Origin of the sequence: Cystobacter fuscus DSM 2262 (genome assembly GCF_000335475.2) — a bacterium.
GTDB classification, from domain to species: domain Bacteria; phylum Myxococcota; class Myxococcia; order Myxococcales; family Myxococcaceae; genus Cystobacter; species Cystobacter fuscus.
The window spans coordinates 989,447-1,016,131 of record NZ_ANAH02000001.1; the positions used below are offsets into that span (position 1 = coordinate 989,447).

At 68.0% G+C, this 26,685-nt stretch carries 20 protein-coding genes; 15 read left to right on the forward strand and 5 right to left on the reverse strand.

The features are described from left to right. Positions 1-10: 10 nt before the first annotated feature. Positions 11-1,126: a CgeB family protein gene (locus D187_RS03830; protein WP_002629537.1), complete on the reverse strand. Its 1,116-nt coding sequence runs from the start codon at positions 1,124-1,126 to the stop codon at positions 11-13. A 60-nt stretch (positions 1,127-1,186) separates the two neighbouring features. Further along, a complete protein-coding gene (locus tag D187_RS03835; protein WP_020917764.1) occupies positions 1,187-2,311 on the reverse strand; it encodes a glycosyltransferase family 4 protein in 1,125 nt (374 codons plus the stop codon). Between the two features lie 685 nt (positions 2,312-2,996). Here D187_RS03835 and D187_RS03840 point away from each other — a divergent pair. Next, positions 2,997-4,271: an MFS transporter gene (locus D187_RS03840; RefSeq protein ID WP_002629540.1), complete on the forward strand. Its 1,275-nt coding sequence runs from the start codon at positions 2,997-2,999 to the stop codon at positions 4,269-4,271. Between the two features lie 63 nt (positions 4,272-4,334). Here D187_RS03840 and D187_RS03845 read toward each other — a convergent pair whose 3' ends face one another. After that, positions 4,335-5,327: a LacI family DNA-binding transcriptional regulator gene (locus D187_RS03845; protein ID WP_002629541.1), complete on the reverse strand. Its 993-nt coding sequence runs from the start codon at positions 5,325-5,327 to the stop codon at positions 4,335-4,337. A 240-nt stretch (positions 5,328-5,567) separates the two neighbouring features. On the opposite strand from D187_RS03845, the gene D187_RS03850 reads away from it, so the two are divergent. The 4 genes from D187_RS03850 to D187_RS03865 all read left to right on the forward strand — a co-directional run bounded on the left by D187_RS03850 (position 5,568) and on the right by D187_RS03865 (position 11,722). Continuing rightward, positions 5,568-6,398, forward strand: coding sequence for an NAD-dependent epimerase/dehydratase family protein (locus D187_RS03850; protein WP_043427916.1), 831 nt, complete (start codon positions 5,568-5,570; stop codon positions 6,396-6,398). Next, positions 6,395-7,312: an SMP-30/gluconolactonase/LRE family protein gene (locus D187_RS03855; RefSeq protein ID WP_002629543.1), complete on the forward strand. Its 918-nt coding sequence runs from the start codon at positions 6,395-6,397 to the stop codon at positions 7,310-7,312. Before D187_RS03850 ends, D187_RS03855 begins: the two co-directional genes overlap by 4 nt. 263 nt (positions 7,313-7,575) lie before the next feature. After that, positions 7,576-10,128 (forward strand): glycoside hydrolase family 9 protein, encoded by a 2,553-nt coding sequence (locus D187_RS03860; protein WP_043427918.1) that lies wholly within the window; start codon positions 7,576-7,578, stop codon positions 10,126-10,128. A 100-nt stretch (positions 10,129-10,228) separates the two neighbouring features. Further along, on the forward strand, positions 10,229-11,722 hold the full coding sequence (locus D187_RS03865; RefSeq protein ID WP_155893136.1) for a hypothetical protein: 1,494 nt from the start codon (positions 10,229-10,231) through the stop codon (positions 11,720-11,722). Positions 11,723-11,732: 10 nt separating this feature from the next. Here the strand turns inward: D187_RS03865 and D187_RS03870 are convergent, their stop codons facing one another. Then, positions 11,733-14,183 carry a ribonuclease H-like domain-containing protein gene (locus D187_RS03870; protein WP_002629546.1) on the reverse strand — a complete coding sequence of 817 codons (2,451 nt, stop codon included), beginning with the start codon at positions 14,181-14,183 and terminating at the stop codon, positions 11,733-11,735. Positions 14,184-14,323: 140 nt separating this feature from the next. On the opposite strand from D187_RS03870, the gene D187_RS03875 reads away from it, so the two are divergent. The 8 genes from D187_RS03875 (at position 14,324) to D187_RS03910 (ending at position 22,098) form a co-directional block, all read left to right on the forward strand. Next, complete coding sequence (locus D187_RS03875; protein ID WP_002629547.1) at positions 14,324-14,788, forward strand: MarR family winged helix-turn-helix transcriptional regulator; 465 nt, start codon at positions 14,324-14,326, stop codon at positions 14,786-14,788. 20 nt (positions 14,789-14,808) lie between these two features. Beyond that, positions 14,809-15,519 (forward strand): DUF8817 family protein, encoded by a 711-nt coding sequence (locus D187_RS03880; protein WP_002629548.1) that lies wholly within the window; start codon positions 14,809-14,811, stop codon positions 15,517-15,519. Between the two features lie 112 nt (positions 15,520-15,631). Continuing rightward, the gene (locus D187_RS54660) at positions 15,632-16,003 is read left to right on the forward strand and encodes a protein kinase domain-containing protein (protein WP_245591595.1); all 372 of its coding nucleotides are present in this window, start codon (positions 15,632-15,634) and stop codon (positions 16,001-16,003) included. Further along, positions 16,000-16,809, forward strand: a complete 810-nt coding sequence (locus tag D187_RS03890) for an AAA family ATPase (RefSeq protein WP_002629550.1) — start codon at positions 16,000-16,002, stop codon at positions 16,807-16,809. The genes D187_RS54660 and D187_RS03890 overlap by 4 nt, the downstream gene beginning before the upstream one ends. A gap of 153 nt (positions 16,810-16,962) precedes the next feature. Further along, a complete protein-coding gene (locus D187_RS03895; protein ID WP_051256188.1) occupies positions 16,963-17,907 on the forward strand; it encodes a LysR family transcriptional regulator in 945 nt (314 codons plus the stop codon). 116 nt (positions 17,908-18,023) lie between these two features. Beyond that, positions 18,024-18,572: a carboxymuconolactone decarboxylase family protein gene (locus D187_RS49370; RefSeq protein ID WP_002629552.1), complete on the forward strand. Its 549-nt coding sequence runs from the start codon at positions 18,024-18,026 to the stop codon at positions 18,570-18,572. 92 nt (positions 18,573-18,664) lie between these two features. Then, positions 18,665-20,701 (forward strand): DUF1588 domain-containing protein, encoded by a 2,037-nt coding sequence (locus tag D187_RS03905; protein WP_155893139.1) that lies wholly within the window; start codon positions 18,665-18,667, stop codon positions 20,699-20,701. Between the two features lie 2 nt (positions 20,702-20,703). Next, positions 20,704-22,098, forward strand: coding sequence for a DUF1552 domain-containing protein (locus D187_RS03910; protein WP_002629554.1), 1,395 nt, complete (start codon positions 20,704-20,706; stop codon positions 22,096-22,098). A 30-nt stretch (positions 22,099-22,128) separates the two neighbouring features. Here the strand turns inward: D187_RS03910 and D187_RS03915 are convergent, their stop codons facing one another. Beyond that, entirely contained in the window at positions 22,129-24,747 is a 2,619-nt protein-coding gene (locus tag D187_RS03915) for an amino acid adenylation domain-containing protein (RefSeq protein ID WP_002629555.1), read from the reverse strand. Positions 24,748-24,843: 96 nt separating this feature from the next. Between D187_RS03915 and D187_RS03920 the strand changes: the two genes are divergently transcribed. Beyond that, complete coding sequence (locus D187_RS03920) at positions 24,844-25,293, forward strand: DUF4145 domain-containing protein (protein ID WP_002629556.1); 450 nt, start codon at positions 24,844-24,846, stop codon at positions 25,291-25,293. A gap of 181 nt (positions 25,294-25,474) precedes the next feature. Continuing rightward, positions 25,475-26,620, forward strand: a complete 1,146-nt coding sequence (locus D187_RS03925) for a lactonase family protein (RefSeq protein ID WP_245591587.1) — start codon at positions 25,475-25,477, stop codon at positions 26,618-26,620. Positions 26,621-26,685: the final 65 nt, after the last annotated feature.

The window sequence follows — 26,685 nt, forward strand, 5'->3', positions numbered from 1 at the left end:
TCCCTGTCACTCAGGCGCGAAGCTCGCGAGGGGCCAACGGACGCCCCGTGTAGCCGAGCACCTGCTCCACCTGCACCGCCCGGTGCGCGTAGGTGTGCTCGGCCAGCACCCGGCGGCGTGCCGCGTCGCCCAGATCGCGCACCCCCTCGTCCGTGAGGCACAGCACGGCCTCGGCCACTTCCAGCCCATCCCGGGCCACCAGGCACTCCCGCCCGGGCTCCAGGAACAGCTCGATGCCCTCCCAGGCATCGGTGATGAGGCACGCGCCCGCGCCCGCGGCGGCGAACAGGTGCGCGGTGGGTGAGAAGCCAAAGCGCGCCATTCCCTCGCGGCTCACGTCGAGCACCGCGCGCGCCGAGCCCCGCATGACGTTGTGCTCGCGCGGGGTGAGGTCGCCCAGGTAGCGCACGTTCGAGGGGCGCGGCCGGTCCGCCCACCCCGCCCCCCCGAGCAGGAAGTGTTTGTCCGGCAGCAGGTCCGCGGCCCGCAGGAAGAAGCACTCCACGCGCTGATCCAGATCCGGCAGCCGATCCTCCAGCAGCGCCAGGGCACAGCCGAAGCGTGGATCCGCGGACACCGGGTAGTGCAGATCCGGATCCACCGCGCTGTACACCGGTACGCAGTCGCGTGCCCCCAGGTCCCGGTAGGCCAGCACCACCCGGTCTCCCCCGCCCTGGGTGAGGATGAGATCGTAGAGCGGCACCAGCGCGCGCAAGCAGTCCCCCGGCTCGCGCAGCAGGCGCTCCAGGGTCACCGGCGCGTCCAGGTCCCAATACACCACCTGGGTGCGGCCCGAGCGCAGCTCCAACACCCGGTGGTTGAGCCACTCGTCGTGGAAGCCCCCGCCGCTGGCCTTCACCACCACGTCCGCGCCCCGCGCCTGCTCCAGACACCGCTCCAGCCCCGAGGTGTCCTCCACCGGGTACACCACGACGCGCGCCCAGGGCGGCGTCGGCATGTCGTGCTGGAGCCGATGGCCGGCGGGCGCTGGCTCGTAGCAGGTGATGTGGTGCCCGCGCGCGTGCAGGGCCCGGAGAATGCCGCGGTAGTACATCGAGGCCCCGTTCCACCACGCCGAGGCAAGGCTCGAGCCAAAGAAGACGATCCGAAGTCCCTGGCTGCGCATGTCCGCTCCTTTTCCCGCGCCCACCTGCCCCCCAGACGGGTGTCGACGCGGGCTACCCCCTCAAAGAACCCGGGAGCGGCCCCAATCCGCCCCCGCTTTCGCCCGTGCCAGCTGGGGCTGGGAGGGCGGACTCCGCTGGGAGACCTCCCCCATGCGGCCGTAGAGTGCAACGTAGGCATCCGCCATGCGCTCTGGGGAGAACTCCAGTGCCCGCGTCCGTGCAAGGGTGGACATCCGGCCCCGCAGGACAGGCTCCGACACCAGCCGGCGCAGCGCCCGCCCCCACATCTCCGTGTCCTCTGGAGACACGAAGACGGCGGCGTCCTCCCACATCTCCCGCAGGGAGGGGATATCACTCAACACCAGGGCACACCCGGCGAGCGCGGCCCCCAGGGCGGCCAGGCCCGAGGGCTCCTCGCGCGAGGAGAGCACGAACAGGGAGGCCCGGCCGAGACGCTCCGCCAGCGCCGCGCGGGGCAGCTCCCCCAGCAGGTGCAGGGCGCGCGAGCGCACGAGGCCGCCAGCGGGGTGCTCGCGGGAGCCGGCCACGAGCACGGGCCAGGCCAGCCGGGGCGTCACCGCCTCCAGCACCTCCAGGTTGCGCGCCTCGTCCCCCGGCGCCCCCAGGGTGAAGAGGAAGGGCTCGCGCACGGCGGAGGGCGGGAAGTCCACATGGCGGCGAGCGGGCGGGATGACGCTGGTGGAGGACAGGGGCCCGGCCTGAAGCTCCAGGGACTCGAGCAGCGCGTGGGAAGGCGCCACCACGTGGCCCGCGGCCCTCAAGCCCCGCGTCACCTCCGCGAGATAGCGCGGCTCGCGCCGTGCTCGCGCCAGGGGGCACGCATGGCCCACCACCAGCGGCTTGCGCTTCCAGGGCAGCGCTCCGTGGCAATAGCCGTTGAGATGGACCACGTCCGGCAGGTACCTGGCCTCCAGTTCCAACAACCAGGCCCCCGCCTCGGCGACATCGTCCCAGGCGTCCGGCATGTCCTCGGAGCGCCAGACGCTCTGCTCCACGCGCAGCCCGGGCACGTCACGTGCCTCGGCCCATTGAGCCAGCGTGAGCGGAGCGCCCAGGGTGGCCAGCGTCACCTTCAGGCCCCGCTCGCCCAGGGCCCGGCTCAGCTCCAGCGCGCACGTCCACTCCCCTCGCGAGGACTGCGTGCTCATGAGCACGTGACGCACCCGTCCCTTCCCGCTCGGCGGCTCGGGAGAGGAAAACGGGGACGAAGGACGCTCACGCATGGATCAAGAGGTAACACAGCCTCTCCAGCCCACCAGACGGGGGGCCACCTGCTTCCGGGCTGGTGAACGGAGCAGCCCCCGCGACGATGACTCGTCAACGCACGGAGTGCCCGGGGGCGGACAGCACGCCCTGACACGCGAGAACGTACTTGTCAGGCGGTGCACCCTGGGTGGGGGAAGGCGGCACGTGTCGTCGAGATGCCGCACCGCGCAAAGCATATCTCCAGTCGTCTGGGCCCGGACTTTTCCCGCACCACGGGTGGCGAACGGATGCGGAGGGGCCGACAAGTGTTGCTGACACGAGTCGCCAGGGTTCACAGGACAGGGCCCCTCGAGGCGGTAAAGCCTGACGTTCAATGCCCAAGACTCATGACGCAGCAGGACAAGGCAACTCATCACATCACGCCCTCCGCGGGACCTCGCACCCAACTGACTTTTCGGGCTACCCAAGCGAACCCAAGGAGGCTATATCCCCCTGGAAAACGTTTTCCTCGATGAACACGAGTCGCGAGCCCGCGTGCTACCCCCACGCGAGCAAGCGGCCCTGTGGTGTTCCGGTGCTTGTACCCGACAACAACGCGAGACTGGCACGGCATGACGAGCCGCGCCACGCACGGAGACACTCATGCAATCAGCCGTCATCGCCAGCAGCGCTCGCGTCTCCAGCCGCTACCGCTGGACCGTGTGTGCGCTGCTGTTCTTCGCGACCGTCATCAACTACATGGATCGGCAGATCCTCGGTCTGCTCGCACCAATCCTCCAGAAGGACATCGGTTGGACGCAGGTGGAGTACGGCCGCATCGTCATCGCGTTTTCGGCCTTCTATGCGGTCGGGCAGTTGTGTTTTGGCCGCATCGTCGATTGGCTCGGCACGCGTGTTTCGTACGCGGTGGCGATGGTGATGTGGAGCGCGGCGGCGATGCTGCATGCGGCCGCGGGCACGGTGGGCGGCTTCGCGTTCATGCGGGCCTTGCTCGGACTCGGTGAAGGCGGCAACTTTCCGGCCGCGATCAAGGCGACCACCGAATGGTTCCCGCGCCGCGAGCGTGCGCTCGCCACGGGCATCTTCAACTCGGGCGCGAACATCGGCGCGGTCTTCGCGCCGGCCATCATTCCGCCGCTGGCGCTCGCGCTCGGCTGGCGCGCCGCGTTCGTGATCATCGGCGCGATCGGCATCGTGTGGCTGATGTTCTGGCTCACCATCTACCGTCCGGCCGATGCCGCCACGCAGGCGGCGTACGAGGACGCCCAACCAGCGCACGCCGACACGGGCACCGGTTCCCCCGGCTGGGGCGTGCTGATCCAAAAGCGCCAGACCTGGGCGTTCCTGCTCGGCAAGTTCCTGACCGATCCGGTGTGGTGGTTCTATCTGTTCTGGCTGCCGAAGTGGCTCAACGAGGCGCGCGGCATGGACCTGCAGCACATCGGGCTGCCGCTCGTGTGCATCTACGCGCTGACGACGATCGGCAGCATCGGCGGCGGCTGGATTTCGTCCACGCTGCTGAACCGCGGCTGGAACGTGAATCGCGCGCGCAAGACGGCCATGTTGATCTGCGCGTGCTGCGTCTTGCCCATCGCCTTCGTCTCCCAGGTCGACAATTTGTGGGTCGCGGTGGTGATCATCGGACTGGCGGCGGCGGCGCATCAGGGCTGGTCGGCCAATCTCTACACCATCGTGTCGGACCTCTTCCCGCAGCGCGCCGTCGCCTCGGTGATCGGCATCGGCGGAATGGCGGGCGCATTCGGAAGTGTGCTGTTTTCCGAGGTCATCGGACAGGTGCTCCAGCGCACCGGCCACTACTGGGCGCTGTTCGTGATCGGTGCACTCGGCTATCTGCTCGCGCTCGCGATCATGCATCTGCTGGTGTCGGACATGAAGCCCGCCAACCTCAATGCGTGAGCACCGGGCGGCGAGTCCGCACGCCGCCCATCGCCCCCGCGCGGCCACCGCTCGTGACGCGGCTCAGCCGCGCCGGGCGGTGGACTCGCGCACGATCAGCCGCGGCTCGAAGGTCGCGTACCCACTGTCGGAGCCGCCGCCCAGTGCGTCGAGCAGTTTGAGCATCGCGAGCTCGCCCATCTTCTCGCTCTGGATGTCCACCGTGGTGAGCGACGGTGCCGAGAACTCTCCGTATGGCACGTTGTCGATGCCCGTCACCGACACGTCCTGCGGCAGCCGGAACCCGAGCGAGGCCGCTTCCTTCATGAAGCCGAGCGCGATCAGATCGTTGTAGCAGATGACCGCCTCGGGCCGGTTCGGCCCCAGCATCACGCGCGAGCACGCGCGTTCGCCGGCCTGCGCGGTGGGTGCATTCGCATCGTGGACCTCGAGGGTCAGGCCGGACTCGGCGAGGCACGCGCGGGCGCCGCGAATCCGCTCGTCGTTGATGCGCGCCTGCCCGAAGCCGAGGTAGGTGATGCGCCGATGTCCCTGGTTCAGCAGATGCTGCGCGAGCATGTAGGTCGCCAGCTGGTTGTCGATGCCGACGCTGGGAATCGGCAGCCGCTGGCTGCGGCGCAGCAGCACGACGGGCTTGTTGAGCTCGAGCAACCATTGCAGGGCCTCTTCGGGCATGCGCGAGCTGACGATCAGACCGTCGACGCGCTGGGCGAGCGCCTCGATCAACGGCCGCTCTCGCGCCTGGTTCTCCTCGGTATCGACGAGCAGCAGCGTGTAGTCGTGCTGCAACGCGACGCGGTTGGCGCCCTTCACCACACTGGTGAAATGCGGGTTGCTGATGTCGAGGATCGTCAGGCCGATGGTGCGCGTCTCCCCGGTAATCATCGAGCGCGCCAGCGGATTCGACCGGTAGCCGAGCTTCTCGATGGTCGCCTTCAGCTTCGCTTCGACCGGCGCGGAAAAGCGCTGCGCGCCGTTGATGTATTTCGACACCGTGGCGACCGACACGCCCGCGGCGGCCGCCACGTCGCGAATGGTCGGTGATGTTTTTTTCATTCGGAAGGTAACGTTTCCTCGCAGTGTTAACCAATTTTCGCAGGAAAGCAGCCAGCGTGGTACGGCAAAAGTCGGTGACCCCGGGCCGCACACGCCCGCGAGTCACTGCTCCGGCCGGAAAACGTTTTCCCCGCAGGCGTTCTCCGTTAAAGTCCGGCTCGATTATCCCGCCCGGGCTGGCGAATCGCCCCACCCCGGGCGAACCTGTCCGCAGTCCACTTTGAGTATGAGGTGCTCTCGATGAACAACCCCTCCGCGCCAGGCAAACCCTTCCGGCGACTGCTTCTGACCGGCGCAGCCGGCAACCTCGGCCGCCAGTTGCGCGGTGCGCTCGCCCAATGGGCGGACATCGTCCGCGTCACCGACCTCGCCCCGCTCGGCGAGGCCGCCGCACACGAGGAAGTCGTGCAGGCCAACCTGGCCGATCGGGAAGCCGTTTACCGGTTGCTGCAGGATGTGGATGCGGTGGTGCACCTGGGCGGCATCTCGGTCGAGGCGCCGTTCGACGATCTGCTCGAGGCGAACATCCGCGGCACCTACAACCTGTACGCGGCGGCACACAAGCATGGCGTGAAGCGGGTGGTCTTCGCGAGCTCGAATCACGCGATTGGCTTTCATCCGGTCACCGAGGTGCTCGACGCCGATTCGCCGCTGCGGCCCGATTGCCTGTACGGCGTGACGAAGTGCTTCGGCGAGTCGCTGTCGCGCTACTACTTCGACCGCTTCGGCATCGAGACGGTGTGTCTGCGCATCGGCTCTTCGTTCGAGGAGCCCAGGAACGCGCGAATGATGGTCACCTACCTGAGCTACCGGGACTTCATCGAGCTGGTGCGCTGCTCGCTGTTCACCAATCGGGTCGGGCACGCCATCGTCTATGGCGTGTCGGACAACCCGATGAAATGGTGGGACAACACCAAGGCGTCGTTCCTCGGCTTCCGGCCGAGGGACAGCTCGCAGCAGTTCGCCGAGCGCTTTCCGCCGAGCGCGCCGACCGCGGATCGCGAGGATCCGGCACAACGGTTCCAGGGAGGCGCGTTCGTGATCGGCGAGCCGATGGAGCGCAAGCGATGAGCATGAAGGTGAGCGTCGAGCGCATCGACGCGGCGGGGCGCGCGCAGGTAGGCGAGTGCCCGGTATGGCGCGCGTCGGAGCAGGCGCTGTACTGGGTGGACATCCCCGCCTGCCGGATCGTCCGGCTGCACATTGGCTCGGGCCTCCGTTCCGAATGGGTGCTGCCGGAACACGTGGCGTGCCTCGCATTCGACCGCGGCGGGACGGTGCTCGCCGGGCTCGAGACGGGACTCTTCGCGGTGACGCTTGCCGCCAGCGGAGCACCCGGCGCAACGGCCGAGGCACGGCTTCGCCCGCTCGCCGCGCCGGCCTTCCCCGCCCCCGGCATGCGTTTCAACGACGGGCGCTGCGATCGCCAGGGGCGCTTCTGGTCCGGCACCATGGTGAAGGACATGTCGCTCGCCAGCCCGGCGGGCGCACTGTTCCGCTTCGACGCGCGGGGCACGCTGTCGGCGCCGATCGTCGACGATCTCATCACGCAGAATGGGCTGGCATGGTCGCCGGACGGCGCGACGATGTACTTGTCCGATTCGCATCCGACACGCCGGACGATCTGGGCCTTCGATTTCGACACGGAGACGGGCACGCCACACAACCGGCGCCTGTTCGCCGATCTGCACCACTACGCCGGCCGACCCGATGGCGCCGCCATCGACGCCGACGGCTGCTACTGGACATGCGCGAACGACGGGGGGCAGCTGTTGCGCTTCACGCCACAAGGCAAGCTGGACCGGGAGATCGCGGTGCCCGCCGTGAAGCCGACGATGTGCGCGTTCGGCGGCAACGATTTCGATACGTTGTTCGTGACATCGATCCGCCCGGCGGGCAGTGCTTCGGATGACGACGGCGCGGTGTTCGCCGTGAGGCCGGGCGTCCGCGGCCTACCGGAGCCGGAGTATGCCGGCACGCTGTGAGGGCCGGACGTGGCGGCATGGATCGAGAAACAATCCATGCCGCCACGCCCCTCCGCGCACCAGCAACGCATCCGGGCTTCTTTCGCGGAAGACCTCATGGACACTCGTTGGGTGCGAGTCGTCACCCCGGACGTTATTGACATACGGAAGGCCAATTCGAGATAATCATGTAATACATGAAATCACGAAAACTTTCCATTTTGAGTGTACCGCGTGAAGGAACCCTCGAGACGAGGCCTCCCACACGCACCGCTCCCGTCCGCGTGCCGGTCGTGCTGGCGCTCGCCGCCACCACGCTGACGTGGGTTCCGGCCCCAGCCCTGGCCCAGGCGCCCGAGCAGATCATCAACGGCACCTTCGACTCCGGCCACGCTCCCTGGTGGGGCACCAGCAACATCACTCTCGACTCGAGCAGCGGTGAGCTGTGCGCCGACATCCCCGGGGCGACCGTGAACCCCTGGGATGTGATCATCGGCCAGGACAACGTGTCGCTCGTCGCGGGCGAGACGTACCGGTACAGCTTCGTGGCGACCGCGACGTCTGACTTCTCTGGCAGGGCGCTGATCCAACTTCCCGCCGACCCGTGGACACAGTACCTGGCCGTCTATCCGCAGATGACCGCGGAGGCCAATACATACACCTATACCTTCACCTCGCCGGTGAGCCTGCCCAACGCGCAGGTGGCCTTCCAGATGGGCGGAAGTGCCACGCCGTGGCGCTTCTGTGTCGACAACGTGTCCCTGCAAGGGGGAGCCCCACCTGATGTCTACAAGCCGGATACCGGCCCCCGTGTCAGGATCAACCAGGTGGGCTATCTCACCCACGGTCCGAAGAACGCGACCGTCGTCACCGAGGCCACGAACGCGTTGCCGTGGCAGCTCCTCAACGGCGCCGGTACGGTGGTGGCGAGCGGCTCGAGCATCCCTCGCGGCGTGGACGTCAGCTCTGGCCAGAACGTCCACTCCATCGACTTCAGCGGATACGTCGTGGCCGGAGCTGGCTACACCCTGGTCGCCGATGGTGAGACCAGCCGCCCGTTCGACCTCGGCGGCAATCTCTACGGGCAGCTGCGCGATGACGCCTTGAAGTTCTACTACCCGCAGCGCAGCGGCATCGAGATTCTCGGGAGCCTGAGGCCGGGCTATGCCCGTCCCGCCGGGCATCTCGGGGTCGCGCCGAACACCGGGGATACCGCCGTGCCGTGTCAGCCGGGCATCTGTGATTACACGCTCGACGTCTCCAGTGGATGGTACGACGCGGGCGACCATGGCAAGTACGTGGTCAACGGCGGAATCTCGGTCTTCCAGCTCATGAATGCCTTCGAGCGGACGCGATACGCCCGGGCCGCGCAGCCGTTCACGGACGGGCAGCTCGCCATCCCGGAGAGCGGAAACGGGGTGCCGGACATCCTCGATGAGGCACGCTGGGAGATGGAGTTCCTGCTCCGCATGCAGGTGCCCGCGGGCAAGCCGCTGGCCGGCATGGTCCACCACAAGATGCACGACAATGAATGGACCGGCCTGCCGCTCCTTCCGCACCTGGACCCCAAGCGGCGCGAGCTGCACCCGCCGTCGACGGCGGCGACGCTCAACCTCGCCGCGACCGCCGCGCAAGCGGCACGTCTGTTCGCCCCGTATGATCCGGCTTTCGCGCGGCGGAGTCTGACGGCGGCGCGGGCAGCATGGGCCGCGGCGCTCGCCCACCCGGCACTCTACGCCAGCCCATCCGACAGCACCGGTGGAGGCGCCTACGAGGACTTCGACGTCAGGGATGAGTTCTACTGGGCCGCCGCGGAGCTCTTCCTGACCACGGGCGAGGCGCCCTTCCGTGATTTCGTGCTGGGTTCTCCGCTGCACACCGCCGACATCTGGACCGAGCAGGGCATCAACTGGCGGGAGGTCGCCGCGCTGGCACGCATGGACCTGGCGATGGTGCCGAGCAACCTGCTGGACCGTACCGCGGTGCGGCAGTCCGTCGTGACGGGCGCCACGAAGTACCTGGACACACTCAACGCCCATGCGTACGGGCTGCCCTACGCGCCCGCCGACAACATGTTCGCGTGGGGATCCACCAGCCAGATCCTCAACAACATGGTCGTCATGGCGACCGCGCACGACATCACGGGCGACAAGCGCTTCGCCGACGGCGTCGCGCAGGGCATGGACTACATCCTGGGCCGCAACGCCCTGAACATCTCCTACGTCACGGGCTACGGCGAGGTGAGCGCCGAGAACCAACACAGCCGGTGGTACGCGCACCAGCTCAACCCGGCGCTGCCCCACCCGCCACGGGGCACCCTGTCGGGGGGTCCGAACTCGTCCCTCCAGGATCCGATCGCCCAGCAGAAGCTGAAGGGCTGTGTGGCCCAGTTCTGCTTCATCGACGACATCGAGTCCTATTCCACGAACGAGCTGACCATCAACTGGAACGCCCCGCTGGCCTGGATCGCCGCGTTCCTCGCCGGTCAGGGTGACGGATCGGCCGCTCCCGCCACCTCTTGTCAGGTCAGCTACGTCAAACAGGACGAGTGGAGTGACGGCTTCAACGTCCAGGTCACCCTCCACAATACCGGCGCCAGCGCCATCAACGGCTGGACCCTGCGCTGGTCATTCCTGGGCGGACAGACCGTCACCCGGGCGTGGAGTGCGAACGCCTCTCAGTCCGGCTCCACGGTCAGCGCGACCCACCTGCCCTGGAATGCCCTCATCCCACCGGGTGAAGCGGTTTCCTTCGGCTTCCTCGGAGCTCCGGCGGCGGGACCGAATCCCACCCCGGCGCTGTTCACCTTGAACGGCGCCGCCTGCCTGACCAGGTAGGGAGCACCCAGAGAGGGTGGCCCAGCGCCGGAGGATGCATGAGATACACCTCCACGAACGAAGGTGGGCCATGAAGGCCACCTTCCTCGTGGAGAGAGCAATGCATCTGGTTCGAATGAGATGGCTGGCGGCGGCATCGGTGCTGTGTGGATGCAGCGCCGGGATCATGGAACCCGAGTGGGAGGCACCGGCGTCGCGAAGCCAGGCCCTGGTTCCCACCGAGCAATTCCGGGACACCTTCAACGGTGCCAACAACGCCAACGGCACGGGGCTCAACGACAACCTGGCGGGCAGGCAGTCCGGCTCGCTCGCTCCGGCGACCTATACGCGCCTGTCGGGCTTGTGGTACCCCGCGCCCGCGCCCAGTCTCTGGGTGGCCCAGGTCAACCACGTCTGGAGCCCGGATACGCTGTCCTTCCATTCGTCCACCTCGGCGCTGCGTATGGACAAGCCCTTCTCGCGTGATGCCTCGGGGGCCTTCCGTCTCTCCTTCGTCGCCGAGCCCGTGGTCTCCGACGCTCGCGACGGCGGCAACTGGGTGTCCGTCATGCTCGGCGGCACCGCGTCCTCGAGCGGCTACGTCAGCGGCGCGGACATCGACTTCGGCTTCCTCATCCGCTCCAACGGTGGGCTGGGCATCTTCGACAATGGCCAATCCATGACGGTGACTCCGGGGAGCGTCCCCGCGGCGGACAAGTACTCGGTGAGCCTCGCCGTGCGAGATGGACAGGTGCTTGGCACCATCAACGGAGTGTCCTTCTCCGCCCGGCTGAGCGGTCCGGTCGCGCTTCCCTCCTCGGCGTACCTGTACCTGGGGGCGTACCTGGAGAACGAACAGGTGTCCCGCTTCGATGACGTGGCGGTTTCCCCGGTGGTGAACCACCTGAAGCACTATGGCTACTATTGGGCGCAGTCCGGGAGTTACGGCCCCCACCTGGATGAGGTGACGGCCCATACCAACCTCAACTTCGTTCAGCACCCCGAGGACCTCGCCGCTTGCGCCGCGCGCGGAGTGAAGTGCCTGCTGGAGACTCGCTGGCAGTTCTTCAACGGCTCGACGCTACGCCCGGATTACGCACAGGCCTGGAACCAGCTCGTCACTCAAATCACCCCGTATCTGGGGAGTGTGGGGGGGTTCTACGTCATCGATGAGCCCTACTGGGTAGGCGTATCCGTGAGGGACCTGGAGACGTGCGTGAACACCCTCAAGGACACGTTCCCCTCCATCCCGGTGATGGTGGTGCATGCGGTGCCCTCGCTGTCGCCGTCACTCGTCACTCCCGCGCGCGCGGACTGGGTGGGCTTCGACCACTACGGCCCTCTGTCCGAGGTGGTGGGCCATCTCAACACGCTGCGTGCCACCCTGACTCCCTCCCAGAAGCTCTGGCTGGTGCCACAGTCCTATCTGGTCGGCGCGTACAGCGATGACGCGGCGCTCGCCCGCGCGAACTGGGAGTATTACGACCTCGCCCGCAGCGACCCACGCATCCACGGCCTGCTCAACTTCGGCCTGTGGACACACCAGGCGCCCTCCTCCGTTCCCAGGACGTTCGAGGCACAGCGGGCCATTGGCAACGAGCTCCTGCGGCGGTGATCCGCCCTGCTCACGCGGCCTCGTCGCTCCGAAGGGGCTCGGTCCGGAGGTCGCGCAGCACGGTGAGGACAGGCCGCGATTGTGCCAGCGAAGGGGCAAAGAGGGAGGGCTGCCCGGGATCGGCGAACACCGTCGCGAAGTCCTCGGGGGTCAGCGCTCGCACGAGCCGCGCCGCGAACGTCTCGCGCAGCAGCCGGGCATAGAACTCGCCATCGTAATCCCGAGGCTCACTCACGGCGCCGTCCTCGGCTCCGGGACTCCGGGCGCTGCCGTCATCGTCCGTCTCCGGGTCGGGCAGCAGGCCCGCACGTCCTCCCACGGCGCGATAGATCCGGACCCGCTCGCCAACAGTCCAGTGGCTTCTCCCGCTCGCGAGCATGGCCTCGTAGGGCAGCTCTCGCCGGCGCCCGCGCGTGGCCAGGTACTGCTCGGGCGTCTTCGTCAGCCGGACCTGGGCCGACACCTCGAAGGTGCGGACCTCTCTCCGGCGCAGCGCCATCACCGTCGCGACGTAGGCCTCTCTCAGTCCCGGAATGTCACCCGCCAGGAGACAGCCCAGGGCCAGGCGCAGAAAGCTCTCGCCGAAGGGCTCTGCCCGGCTGGAGCGAAACGCCACCCCGCGCAGGACGAGGGGCCCCGCGTAGGGCTGGAGCACGTAGTTCTTCGGCTCGTGCGAAAGCATCGCGGCATAGCGTCCGTCGAACTCGAGCTGCACCTTGGGCGGGAGCAGGGCCGCGACCTCGGAGACCACCCGACGCTCGTCGGCCTCGCTCCAGTCCTCTGGCACGGCGAAGTACACCCCATCCGTGTCGGCCTCCAGCAGCATGACGCCGCGCCGTGCCAGCTCGTTGCACAGCAGCTCCAGCACCTCGCGCCCGCGCCGTGTCACCTCGTTGGCGGCGTGGACATCCGAGAAGCGGGTGAGGCTTCCCGCCCCCAGATAGCCGTAGGCCGAGTTGACGACGATCTTCATGGCCGCGGAGATTGCCTCCTGACCGTGTCGCTCCGGTGAGCCGGGCGCCCCGGCACGCGCCCGTGCCTTGGCCGCCAGCCGCTGCTCCACCAACCGGTCGACCAGCGCGAGCAGGACGCCGAGCCGATCACGCCGGGGGCCGATCCGGTACTCGCGCATCAGTGAGGGATACAGGCTGGCGACGTCCGCCTTCACGACGTGCCGTGCCACCCCCGTGGCGAACAGGTGGAGCCCCGCGCCGCTGTGGGGCGTGCCGTCACCAGGCTCATGGGCGGGCAGCGCGGCCCCCGCTCGGAGGTAGGCGCGCACCAGCAGCGGATCGATCACCCCGGTGGCGGGACCCGCGTCCGCGAGGCGCTCGTAGCGGCGTGGTGCCATGCGGGCGAGCGCGAAGGCGGCCCCCCCCAGCATGCGCGCGACGCCCGCGGCCTCCGTCACGTCGTCGCGGGCGTACCGCCGCACGCGTTCGGGGGCATGGCGGAAGAACTCGTGCACCCGGGCCCCCGGGATGTACTCCCGCTCCGGGCCCGCGAGTCCGAGGTGGCGTGCGACGGCCTTGAGCCCATGGCCCGGCAGATCCCGGGCCGAGAAGTCGTGCCGCAGGACGGCATCCAGCGTGTCGATCAGTTCGCGCCCGGGCACCGTGTGCCGTACGCGACGCGCCGCTTCGCTGGAGTTCCCCCGAGTACCACGTCCGAAGGAAGCACCTCGGGCCGCGGGGCGCTGCCGAAGACCTGGAGCTCCAGCACGCCCGAGCGCCAGCGGTACGCCGAGCACCCGCGCCCGGTGGGCGAGGAAGGGCAGGTCGAAGCCGTGCAGGTTGTGGTTCTCGATCACATCGGGATCGCAGACCTGGACCCGCTCGACCAGCCGGCGGAGGAGGTCTGCCTCGGCATCGTCACCCTCACCGTGGATCTCGAGTACCTCCGTTCTGCCCTCGGGGTCTCGCAGGGCCACGAGGAAGATGCGATCACGGCTGGGATCGAGCCCGGTGGTCTCGAGATCGAACTGCAGACGGCGCAGATCGTCGAAGTCGAGCTCACGAAAGTACGTGCGCCCCGAGGCGATGAGGTACTGCTCCTCGGGAGGCAGCACGAGCGCCGTCTCCGCGCCCAGCTCTCGTAGGTGCCCGAGCGGGCGGCCGAGACGCCGGGAGGCGCCATGGAGCACGGCTGAATTCAGGGCTCGCCCATCGTCCGCACGGAGCAGGTAGCGCAGCGCGCCCGGTCCCTCGAGCTCCCGCCACGTCACCCGGTTGGGCGCGGGTCCCTCGCGTTCGGGAAGAAGCCTCGCACCGAGGTGCGCCACGTCATCCAGGGAGGAGAGCAGCAGCCAGGGGCGGAAGCGCAGGTCCTCCCGCACCAGCTCGCCACGCCTGGGGAGCCGGCGCCAGACGAACGCGCGGCCGTCAGGCTCCGCCCAGACCGAGACGATACCTGGTGTCGAGTCCCAGCCCCAGAGCCATTCGTCCTCCCGTGAAGTGGTCATCGTGATGGCTTCAGTGGCGCGTGAAAGCGGGGCGCGTGGAGCGACGCTCCCACATCCCTGACGGCGAAGGAAGGCTCCTGCGCCAGCCCAGGCTCCCCGCCCAATTGACAACCCATTGTCATATGGACAATAACCTGTCCATGGTAAAGCTGACCGAGGGGGGAGAGGCGTTCACGGAGCTGGTGCTCGAGGTCTTCCGACTCAATGGCCTCGCGCTCGCGGCGGGGGATCGCTTGACCGAGCCCATGGGGCTCAGCAGCGCCCGGTGGCAGGTGCTGGGGGTGGTGGAGCACGCTCCGGCGCCCGTCGCCAATGTCGCTCGAATCATGGGGCTGAGCCGCCAGGGCGTGCAGCAGACCGCCGATGCCCTCGAGAGAGATGGCTTCATCGAGTACCTCGAGAATCCCCACCACCGCCGCGCGAAGCTCATCTCGATGACGACCAAGGGTCATGAGGCACTGCGGCGCGTCGAGGGACTCCATGCGCTCTGGGCGAACCAGCTCGGCGCCGGGATGAACCCGCGGCAGCTCCGCGCTGTCGTGAACGGCTTGAAGCAAGCGCGGCAGCTCCTCGAGACGGACGCATCCGCCTCGGACGAGGCATGAGCACACCCCAGGAGACACGCGTGACCTACACGATGACGATTCCGGTGCTTCCCTGTGTTTCCCTCGACGAGTCGCTGGAGTTCTACCGGCGCCTCGGGTTCCAGCAGACCTACCGGCAGACCACGCCGAATCCGTATGCAGTCGTCGAGCACGATGGGGCTCAACTTCACTTCGCTGGCGTGAAGGGGCTGAAGCCATCGGAGGCGTACACCACGTGCCTGGTGATCGTTCCGGAGGTCGAGCGGCTGCATCAGGTCTTCGCCGAGGCGCTCCGCGCTGTCTTCGGCAAGCTGCCGGTCTCGGGGTTCCCGCGCATCTCGCGCATGAGGAAGGGACAGAGTCGTTTCACCGTGGTCGATCCCTCTGGCAACTCCGTCATCTTCATCCGGCGGGAAGCGCCAGACGACTACGACGAGGGCCAGAAGCCACACTCCTCATCACGTCTCGGCAAGGCACTGCGCGCCGCGGCGCGGCTGCGTGACTTCAAAGGAGACGATCTCGCCGCCGCGAAGGTCCTCGATGTGGCGCTCGCTCGAAAGGAGCCGGCTCTACCCATTGAACGCGCGCGGGCGCTCGCCGCCCGGGCCGAGTTGGCCATCGCACTCGGGGACGAGGCATGCGCCCGGACCGCGAGGGAGGAGCTTCAGCGGCTCTCGCTCTCCGATGAGGAGCGCGAGCAATTCCGCGAGGAGCTCGAAGCAGCAGACACCCTGGCGCGAACGCAGCGTTGACCGTCCGCTTCACTGGGTGGACGGACACTTCCCGCAGCCGGCGTGAGGAAGCGGAGCGAGCTGCCTGGCGCTAGGCACTTTCCACCGCGACCTCAAGCCCTCCAACCTCTTCCTGCGCCATGGCCGCCCCGAGGACGTGGTGCTGCTGGACTTTGGATTGGCCCGTCATGCCAATCCCACCCTGGTGGGGGTGACGAGCCACAACGCCGTGGTGGGGACTCCCGGCTACATGGCGCCGGAGCAAGCCTCCAGCGCGCCCCACCTCACCCCCAGCGCCGACATCTTCTCGCTGGGGTGCGTGCTCTACGAGTGCCTCACCCGCCGACCCCCCTTCGCCGCGCCCCACTTCACCGCCGTGCTGGCCAAGATTCTCATGGCCGAGCCCCCGCGCCTCCACACCCTGTGCCCCAGGCTGCCTCCCGGCCTGCAGGTGCTCGTGGACCGCATGCTTCACAAGGACAGAATGCCGACGCGCAGGAGGTGAACGAGATCCAGAAGTTCACCCTGAGCGAAGCGCTGCGCACCGCCCTTTCCCCGTATGGGGGACGGGTGGAGCTGCTGGTGGACGGCTCGACAGGCGTATACCTGCTGCACGGCGAGCAGCTCGGGACCGACGAGTCCCGTCCGCTGTTGGGCAAGCCCACGCCCTGTGTGGGCCGCGCCCAGGAGCTGGCCCTCCTCGACTTCACCTTCACCTCCAGCATCGAGGAGCCCGGCGCCCGCGCCCTCCTGGTGACGGCGCCTCCAGGCACGGGCAAGTCCCGGCTGAGGCACGAGTTCCTGCGCCGCATCGAGCGCAAGGCGCCCGAGACCCTGGTGCTGCTCGGACGCGGCGACCCCATGAGCGTCGGCGCCACCACCAACCTGATGGGACAGGCGCTGCGGCGCCTGTGTGGCACCTCGGAGGCGTCCAACCTGGAGGTGCGCCGCCAGCGGCTGTACCAGCGCGTGTCGCGGCACGTGCACCCCTCCGAGGCCCAGGAGAACGCCGATTTCCTCGGAGAGCTGTGCGCCATTCCCTTCCCCGAGAAGCAAAGCCCCCGGTTGCGCGCGGCCCGGCAGGATCCTCGGCTGGTGACCATGTACCTGGCACAGGCGGAAGCCTATCTGGCCCAGGACGACGTCGGCGCGGGAGAGTCCGCCCTGCGCCAGGCCATCCGGTGTGTGTACACGCGCGCCTCCGACATCCCCGACCCCACCGCGCGAGAGCGCTTCCTGCATCAGGTGCCCGAGAACGCCCGCGCCCTCGAGCTGGCCCGTCAGCGCTGGGGCGACTCCGAACCAGGCTGAGCGTCACTCCCAGCAGGCGTATCCGGCGCACCCGGTGATGGGTTGTCCGCGCCGCGCCGTTCTACCTGGATCAAGCTCTTTCTCTCCATCTCGAGAAGGCACCTTCTCTTTATTGGAAATAGTGGCTCATGAATTCGCACCATACGTTGGTGCATGGAACAAACTCGCACGAGGAACATACGGAGCCTTCAGTGGGATGATCTCAAGATATTTCTCGCCATCTCGCGAGAGGGCTCCCTGATCGCGGCGGCGCGGGTCATGGGGCTGACGCAACCCACGATGGGCCGCCGCCTCCAGTCGCTGGAGAAGCTCGTGGGCTGCAAGTTGTTGAGGCGGACCTCCATCGGTTACATCCTGACGGAGGAGGGCATGGCGGTGTTGTCCCATGCCGAGCGCATGGAAGAGGAGGCCCTGGCCTTCGAGCGCCAGCTCGCCGCGCATGACGGTGAAGTCAATGGGACGCTGCGCGTCTCCGCCTTGGATTGGCTCGCCAGCCATGTCCTGGCGCCCGTCATCGCCCGGCTCCAGCAGCGGCATTCACGCATGGTGGTGGAACTCAGTACGGAGCCCCGTCTATTGAGTCTCGACCGGCGGGAAACCGACCTTGTCTTCTGTTTCAACCGTTTCGAGGAAGCCTATGTGGTGCAGAGGCGGCTCACACTCGCTCACTACGGGGTCTATGCCTCGCGCGCCTACCTGGAGCAGCGAGGGGAGCCGCATCCGTCCACGGGTGGCGCGGGCCATGGTTTGATTACCATGGACGCAGCGCTCAGCCACCAGGCGGACGTCGTCTGGCTCACGGAGCGGCTGCCCAAGGCACGTATCATGGGGTGTAGTAGCAGCCGCCACGTGCAGGCGCGGATGTGCGCCGAGGGAGGAGGACTCGCGGTGCTGCCCCTTCAGGTGGCGGAGTCCACTCCCGGCCTGGAGCAGGTGGATCTCGGCGAGCCACCTCCCGACCGGGATATCTGGCTGGGCTACCATCGGGACTTTCAACACCATCCCCGGCTGCGGGTGCTGCTCGACGCCGTCGAAGCCGCCCTCTCGTTCGAGCTTCCCAAGAGCATGAATAGGGCTTTTCCGACCCGGGCGTCGTGACCCCCGGGGGAGAACCCGCGCGCGGCTGTAATGCAGGCCGGGCTGGACACCTTTCTGGGTGTCGCGGCGAAAACCCGGCCACTTCCGGCCGCTCCCACCGCACGCTGGAGAACACCATGTCCCGCATGTCCGCCCCCACTCCTGACTCCGCCCCCTCCGCCACCCAGTCCCTGCTTCAGTCCCTCCAACGCAAGCTCGGCCGCGTGCCCAACCTCTACGCCACCATCGGCCACTCGCCTGGTGCGCTGCAGTCCATGCTCGCCTGGGAAGAGGCGCTGTCGCGGAGCCACACACTCTCCCGGCGCGAGCGGGAGCAGCTCAGCCTGCACGTCTCGGAGCTCAATGGCTGCGGCTACTGCATCTCGGCCCACTCGGCCATCGGCAAGTCGCTCGGATTGAGCGAGCAGGACATCGAGGCGGCACGCGTGGGCGCCGGCGCCAACGCGCGCGAGAATGCACTCCTGGCCCTGGCGCGCCGCGTGGTGCGCACCGGCGGCCACGGCGCGGGAGGCGAGCTGGCCCGCGCGCGCGAGGCGGGCCTCACCGACGCCGAGGTGGTGGACGTCATCGCCGTCGTCACCCTCAGGAGCTTCACCAACGCCGTGGCCGTCGTCGCTCAGACCGAGCTCGACTGGCCCAGGGCCCCCGCCCTTCCGGAGGCTTGAGTCCCACCGGGCGCGTTGCACCGGGCCCACATGCTTTTTCAGGTATTCCAGTAATATCCTGGTTTAGACTGTCCCGCCAGGAGGGAAGTGGAATGAGCGCTCGTCGTAACGGAGTGCGCACCTGCGTCACTGGAATCCTGATGGTGCTCGGCGCGTGCACGCAGCCCCAGAAGGGGCCGGACGCCTCGGACGGCGGAGGACCTTCCGCCGATGGCGGAAGCGTGGGCAGCGAGCTCTCGCCGAACCTGATTCCGCAGGAGGAGCTCTTCGACTGCCGCGGGGCCGACTCCGACGCTCCCACCCGCATTCGCCGCATCAACCGATGGCAATGGACCCGCAACGTTGGCGGCTCCGTGACGCGCGGATGGACTGGCTTCAGCTTCTACGACAATCCGCTCGATCCGGATCCACGCTCGCCCTACGGCAGCTACGCCGCCGACGACACGGTGGATGAGTCCATGGTCGAGATCATCCTCCCCATCGTGGACGAATACGGCGCGACGTGGGCCGGCCCCTACACCGGCTCGAACAGACTCGATCTGCTCCGCGAGGACAAGTCGTTGCGTTGCATGTGGGAGCAAACGCAGCCGAGCACCGCGTGTATTCGCAACTACCTCGCCACACTGCTCGAGCGGGGCGTGATGTACCGGCCGGCGCGCGCGGATGAGTTGGACCGATTGACGGCCTTCACCCAGTCGGTGCTCGCGCAGGAATCCTCCGATGGAGGCGGCGGCACACGTACCCACAGCCTCTCACGCGTCGTCACCGCGGCGACCTTGATGAGCGGGGCGTTGTTCCGCGAGGAGCTGGGCACACCGAGCGGCGACGGCCGGGTCGAACTCGGTGAATGGGAGCTCGCGCAGCAACTCACCTATGCGCTGGGAGAGCGTGGCCCGGGCGCGGTTCCCACCTGGAGGTGGCCCGACACCTCCGCCTCCTCCAAGGGCCACTACGGAGACATCGCGGACGCGGCGCGCGATGGAGGGATTCGCTCAGCGGAGGTCGTGGGCTCGCTGATCGATCAGCACCTCGGCGGCGTGGATTCCACCCGCTTCGATCTGGTCCAGGACTTCGGCGAGCCGGAGCGTCCCCGCCGGGGCGAGTTCTGGCTCTCCGATGGTGTGGCGAACTTCTTCCGCCAATGGCTGGGCTACACGCGGGTGGAGGCGATCTTCAAGGAGCGTCCGGAGGCGACCAGCGCCTTCGATGATGGGGAGCTGAGTAGCTACCGCGCGCAGGCCGCGGCCTGGGAGAACCTGCTCTCCGGCTACTACGGCGACGAGTCGACGTTGATCCAGCAGATGGACGACTTCGTCGCGCGCGCGGTGGTGAATGACGTCGCGGTGCTCGAGACCTTGTTGACCTCCCGGCGGTTCTTCCTCGCCGCGACCCGGGACTCGGGCTTCGACGGCAACGCCACGCGGTACACGGGCCAGCCCTACGGAACCAACGCGGAGATCGCCGCGACCAACGACGCGCGCTGGCGGACGCTCCCGGAAGCGGAGCGCGCCGGAGTGCTCACCCACCCGGCGTGGTTGGCCTCGCATGGAGGAAACTTCGAGGACGATCCGTCCGCGGTCCACCGGGGCAAGTGGGTGCGGGAGAACCTGCTCTGCGGCTACGTGCCCCCCCTCAGCTCGGTGCGCGTGCTGGCGCAGGTGGGGCCCCACGCGCCGGACAAGAACGCGCGTGCCCGGCTCGAGGACGCCACCGGCAAGAGCGAATGCCAGGGCTGTCACTCGCTGATGAACCCGCTCGGCCTCACGTTCGAGATCTACAACCATGCCGGCTACCTGCGGACGAGGGACCACGCGCCCGACGGTGGATGGATGGCGCCCAATGGGCAGGTGATGTTGAGCCATCTGCCAGACCCGGGCTTGAACGGACCCGTTCGGGACGCGGTGGAGCTCAGCGAGAAGCTCGCCGCCTCGGGCCACGTGAAGCGCTGCTTCGTCCGCCAGACCTTCCGCTACTTCATGGGCCGCGACGAAAACCGGAGCGATGCCTGCACGCTGGCGCGGATGGAACAGGCCTACGACGCACACCAGGGCTCGTTCAAGGCCCTGCTGACAGCCCTGATGACCAGCGACACCTGGACGACGCGCCGCGAGCCGGCGCGGGGAGAGTGACCATGCTGACCCGACGCGCGTTGCTCAAATCCGCCGTGGCCGCTGGCGTGTTCGCGCCGTTCTACCGCGAGGTGCTCGCCCAGACGGCGAAGCCCATGCGGCTGGTGCTGGTGCTGGAGTGCAACGGCATCTATCCCGAGGCGTTCCTGTCCAGCGGGACGCGCGCGGCCCTCGGCCCGAAGATTGGCACGCGGCACAACTTCCGCGACGTGTATCCCGAGACGCCGCGGGTCCACACGAGTGATGGCCTCTCCAGCGCGTTGTGCCTGGGGCCGCTCGCCGGAAGCAGCGGAGCGCCCTCCATGGAGAACCGGGCGGCGGTGTTGCTTGGGCTGTCGTCGACGATCGCCGGCGGTGGGCACTCGACGGGAACGGGAGCGCTGAGCTGCGCGGTGCATGGCTCGGCCGCCACCCTCGATGCGGTGCTAGCGCCGAGGCTCAAGCGCACCGCGCCCTTCGACGCCATCCGGCTTGGCACCAGCTCCGCGAGCACCCCCATCGTCTACGAGACGTGCGCGTACGGTCCGCGCAAGCCCGCCGGCATCCTGGTGAACCCGATGCTCGCGTACAACACGATCTTCGGCTCGCTCTCGGCCAGCACGGCGGTGGGACAGGAGCGCCGGATGCTCTTCGACTTCGCCCGTGAGGACGCGAAGGCCGCGCTCGGAACCTTCAAGGGCAACTCCCACGAGCGCACGAAGCTGGAGCGCTACCTGACCTCGCTCGAGGCACTGCGTGCGAGAGAGACGCAGTTGCAGGGAATGGCGGCGCGGGTAAAGCCGCTGCTGCCCCCGGACCCGTCCGTGAATCCGTTGCTTCAGGGAGGCAGCACTCCGCCCGACTCACTCAAATGGCTCGAGGCGCAATTCGAGATCGCCACCACGGCGCTGCTGGGCGGACTGACGAACCTGGTGGTGCTGGCGGCGGGAACCTCGGGTTTCGACGTGGCCTATGACCCGAGCATCTCGCAGGTCGGGCGGCACAACCTCCAGCACGGTATCGACAACGCGGCCAACTGGACCGGCATCGCGGCGGTCACCCGGAAACACGTGGCCCTGGTGGCGAAGCTCGCCCGCGCGCTGGCGGCCACGCCGGAACTCAACGCATCCGGCTCGATGCTGGATCACACGGTGATCGTCCTGATGTCCGACAATGGCGAACAGCACCACTCGGAGGCGCGGGAGTGGCCCAAGCTCGTCCTCGGTGGCAATGCGCTGGGGCTGAAGACGGATGGACGGACCGTGGTGTATCCGGCCGAGGGCACGGCACGCAATCGTCAGGTCTCCAACCTGTTCAACACCCTGGGCCACGCCTTCGGGGATACCGGCTTCAACACCTTCGGAGCGGAAGGACCGACGAGAATCGCCGAGGGCCCCCTGTCGGAACTGCTCGGGTAGGGGTGGACAGGCAGTTGAGGCCTTGCTCGCTCACGACGGCAGACGGCCCGGCCCCTCACCTCCCTCCACCGGCACCAACCGCGCGAACCATTCCCACGCCTTCCGCCAGCTCGCGCCCCGTGCCATGACAAGCTCGCGCAGGAACTCGCCCAGCCACCCGGGCATGGAGGCTTCGCGCCGGAGGACCTCCTCCACCAACGTGTCGAGCATCGCCACGGCGTGCTCCGCCGGCGCCCCCTGGACGAACCCACGAGCCGTCATCCAGTCAGCCCGGGCGAGGTAGGCCCGGAGCGCCTCCAGGGCCAGCTCGGGAAAGCGCCGCAAGAGCACCTCGCGGACATGGGAGTCGTCCAATCCCTGAAGTATCGCGGCGAGCGCGTGCTCCCGGGGAATGTGGTGCCAGGCATGCATCCTCCTTAGTTCCGCGGACATGAAGTCCTGATTCCGTTTGGGCCAGAGCGTGAGGAAGGCTCGCCAGTGCTCGGGGCCGAAGTGCTCATAAGGAACCCTGGGATCGGACAGCATGTCCTGGAAACGCTCGTCCGCGACGACCTCGGGGGGCAATACCTTCCAGAGCGACTCCGCCCACGGGTGGCTCGGAGCGAATGCACTCGGAAAGCCGTTCGATGAGGCGAGCCACGCCCTCCAGAGTGCCTCGGCGAAGGCCAGCCAGCTCTCGCCGTGGCGTTCGAGATAGGACGGCAACTCGGGCATCAGCACCTTCCATGGCGCCTTGGGAAACCACGAAAGTGAGTCGCGCTGGAAGCCTTGGAGCAGGAACGCGGGGAATTGCAGCCACGAGATGGGATTGCCCCGCTCGCCGCGCTCGAACAGGCGGCCACCGAGGTCGAGAGCGGCGGCTCTCCCGCGAGCCATGGCTGGTTTTAGCAATGCAGTCCATGCCTCCTCCTGCACGAGTTGCGTCTTCACCGCGGGCGCGCCCACCCACGGGTCGAGCCCCGAATGGAGCGGCGGAACGTCCTTCCCCAGGGACTCGCTCAGCGCGAGCGCCGCGAGGTACCACATGCCCTCCGCGAGGAGATGCGTCCCCCCGAGAATCCGCCGGCGCGGGAGTTCCCGGCCCACCTCCGGGACCTCTGGCCCCTGTAACATGAGCCGTCGTTGCCACTCGTAGAGTTCACGCCCGAGGTCGGCTGGAGCCCTGGCCCCCTCCAGCACGGCGAGCCCGAGTGCGAGGAACGCTCCCTCGACGGCGGCCACCCACTCCGGTGCCGCCGGCGCGAGCGCTTGCAGCAGTCTCGAGAGCGGCTCGAAACGTGAGGTGCGGAAATGTTCGAAGAGCCCCTCCACCACATAGTCGGCACTCGGCGGCAACAGCAGCGCGGCGCCCCACACCTCGGCGGGCTCCTCCCTGGCCATCCTGGTAGCGCTCTCCTGGAGGCTCGTCTCCAGGAGCCAGGGGGGACGCAGCGCGAGCTCGGCCGACCGTGTCTCCCGTAGGAGGTGAAGCGTTCGCAGCGACTGCACCACCTCGAATCCATCCGGGGGCAGGCGCTGGCTGGCGCGCTGGACGGCTGCCCTCTCCAGGCCGAGCAGGCCGGCTTCGTGCAGCCAGCGCGCATCTGGCCCCTCGCCCCTCGCCAGCGCGTACCAATGGACAAGCGGCCGGGACTCCCAAGGCGGGTGCTCTCCATCCAGGAGAAGCCCCCGCGCGAGCCGCTGGAGCCCCTTGTCGAGTGCGTCACGCCGGAGCACCTTGCCCGCCGAAGCGAGGCGGTCCAGCCGCAGTTGGAGGAAGCCCCGGATCAGCCGCTCCGGGGCCGCGTCGCGGGTTCCCCGCGTCCCGTGCTTCACGAACAGCCCAACGAGCCCGAGCACGCTCCCGAATCCGTCGAGGGCGCTGCTCGCCCAGGGGTCGTCGCGCAGCCAGCGCAGGCAGACCTCGCGGTCGAAGCCGTCCTCTTGATCGAGACGCGGCTCGAGCCAGGCCACCAGTGCCTCCAGCCAGCTCTCCACCGGAGCGCACTCCACGAGCGGCCAGGGCTCGGAGGTAGGTTCGCCGGTCGCATCTGTCGGTGGATCTGGAGGCCTCCAGTTCGCGGCGATACAGAGCGACCGCGAGGGAGGTGTGGGTGGCACGTCCTCGCGGCCCGCCCCGGTCAGCTCCACGAAGATGGCGCCACGCTGGGGCAGTTTCTCCCGAGCCTCCGACCACGTCCTGGCCTGAATGAACGTGGCGAGTCCGCGTGCTTCCAGCCATCGGCCCACGAGCGTCCGGCCCGAGCCACCAGGGGCGCTCCACCAGCAGGGCCACCCGCGTGGGTCCTGCACCTCGGAGGGGATGCCGGGCGGCAGCGGCTCCTCACGCAGCTCGAGGGGCCGTGCATCCACATCCCAGAGCTCGAGCCGCGTGGCGGTCCTCGGGCGCTCTCCGCTGGCGGCCGGGTCGAGGCGCGCGTCCAGCTCTTCCGACGACAGGCCCAACAGCTCCGCGAGTGCCTCCCACGCCTTCGGATGCTTGAGCAACGCCGAGGCATCCCCCTTGTCCAACTGACCCAGGTAGGTGGCCAACGACTCCCGGGTGAGCGCGCGCAGGGATGGGTTGCCCTGCTTCAGGCGCCGCGCCAGGGCGGAGTAGCTGGTGGCTCGCGGCTCCAGTGCTTCCATCTGGCTCTTCAGCCATCCCATCGGCTCGGTGCTCCTTCAATTGAAGTCCAATTGGACCGGGTTGGGCGGGAGGTCTCCGGACAACGTATATCCAACGGCACCTCTCAAGGAGAAAACATGGAGCGCATCGACCATCCCCCCCTTCCCCCCCGGCCCGATTGGATGTTCGAGCTTCCGGTCCGGGCGGCGAGCTTCCTGTCCCAGGTCTACGCCGCGATGGACGCGGGAGCGCCGGACCTGGCCGTGCTGGGGCTGCGCAGTCTGTTCGACGTGACCGCGCTCGAGTTGGTGGGCGATGTGGGGACGTTCACGGAGAAATTGAAGGCCTTGATGGCCCAAGGCTTCATCAGCGAGCAGGACACCCAGACGCTCGCGGTGGTGATCGATGCGGGGAGCGCCGTGGCCCACCGGGGACACAGCTTGCAGGTGGAGCACGTCCACCTGATTCGCACCTGCATCGAGGGCCTGCTCTTCCAGCGCTTCGTCGCCCCCAAGCGCGTCCGCGCGCTCCAGCGCGCCATCCCCAAGAGGTCTCGCCGCAAGCGCCACGGCCACTCGCGTGGTTGAAGGGGAGCCGGACACCTTCCGAGCGCAACGTCTCCTCGATGGCGTTGCGCACGAGGGAGGTGTTCTCGCGCAGCTCGTCCCATGCGCCGGGGTGCATCTTCTCAAAAAAGCGACACTCGAGGAAAACCATGGAAAAATCGCTTTCGCCGTGTTTCCATGCTTTCCCATGAGCGAGATTGATTTGAACCGTCGTGGATTCCTGCGTCTTTCCAGCCTGGGCGTCATGTCCATGTATCTGGACAAGGGATTCGCCCCGGAGCTGTTCGCAACGCCGACGGAATATTTCATCTACGTGGGCACCTACACTTCGTCGGGTGGAGAGGGAATCGTCCTGTGCCGTCTGTCCATGGCGACGGGAGCCCTGCAGAAGGTCGCGGTCACCCGGAACGTGTCGGAGCCTTCCTTCCTGGCGATGGACCACACGGGCCGCTACCTCTACGCGGTCAATGAGTTGGGGTCCTTCCAGGGGATGTCCAGTGGGGCCGTGAGTGCCTTCTCCGTGAATCCCACCACCCGGGCGTTGACCCTCATCAACCAGCAGGCCTCCCTGGGGAGCTCCCCCTGCTTCGTGAGCGTGGACGCCACGGACAGGTTCGTGATGGTCGCCAACTACGGGGGCGGAAGCGTCTCCGTCTTCCCCATCCGGAGCGATGGCGGCCTGGGCGCGTCCACCGACAAGGAGCAGTTCCTGGGCTCCGCCCCGCATGCCCACCAGATCATGACGGACGCCGCCAACCAGTACGCGCTGGCCGCGGACCTGGGGACGGACAAGGTCATGCTCTACCGGTTCGACGCTCAGTTGGGCCGCCTGAACGCCAACACCCCGGCCTCGTTCTCCACGAAGCCCGGCGCGGGCCCGCGCCACTTCGCGTTCCATCCCAACGGGCGGTTCGTCTTCCTCATCAACGAGCTCAACTCGACCGTCACCTCGCTCGCCTACGATCCCACGCGAGGCACCCTGACCGAAGTGCAGACGGTGTCGACGCTTCCCGCCGGGTACACCGGAGCGAGCTACTGCGCGGAGGTTCGCGTCAGTCCTGATGGCCGGTTCCTCTATGGCTCCAACCGGGGCCACGACAGCATCGTCGTCTTCGCCGTGAACACGGACGGGCGGCTGACCCTCGTGCAGCACGCGTCCACCCAGGGGAGCTGGCCTCGGGATTTCATCCTGGACCCGACGGGGACCTACCTGCTGGTGGCCAACCAGAAGAGCAACAACGTCGTGTCCTTCAAGCGGGACGCCACCACCGGACGGCTGACCGCGCTCGGTCCCGCCCTGTCCCTGACGGCGCCCACCTCCCTGTTGGTGGCGACGTCCCCGGCCTGACGGAAGAGAGTGCACGACCTCACGCCTCCCGAGCCGTACCTGTCGGGTAGACCGGGGCAGTTGCC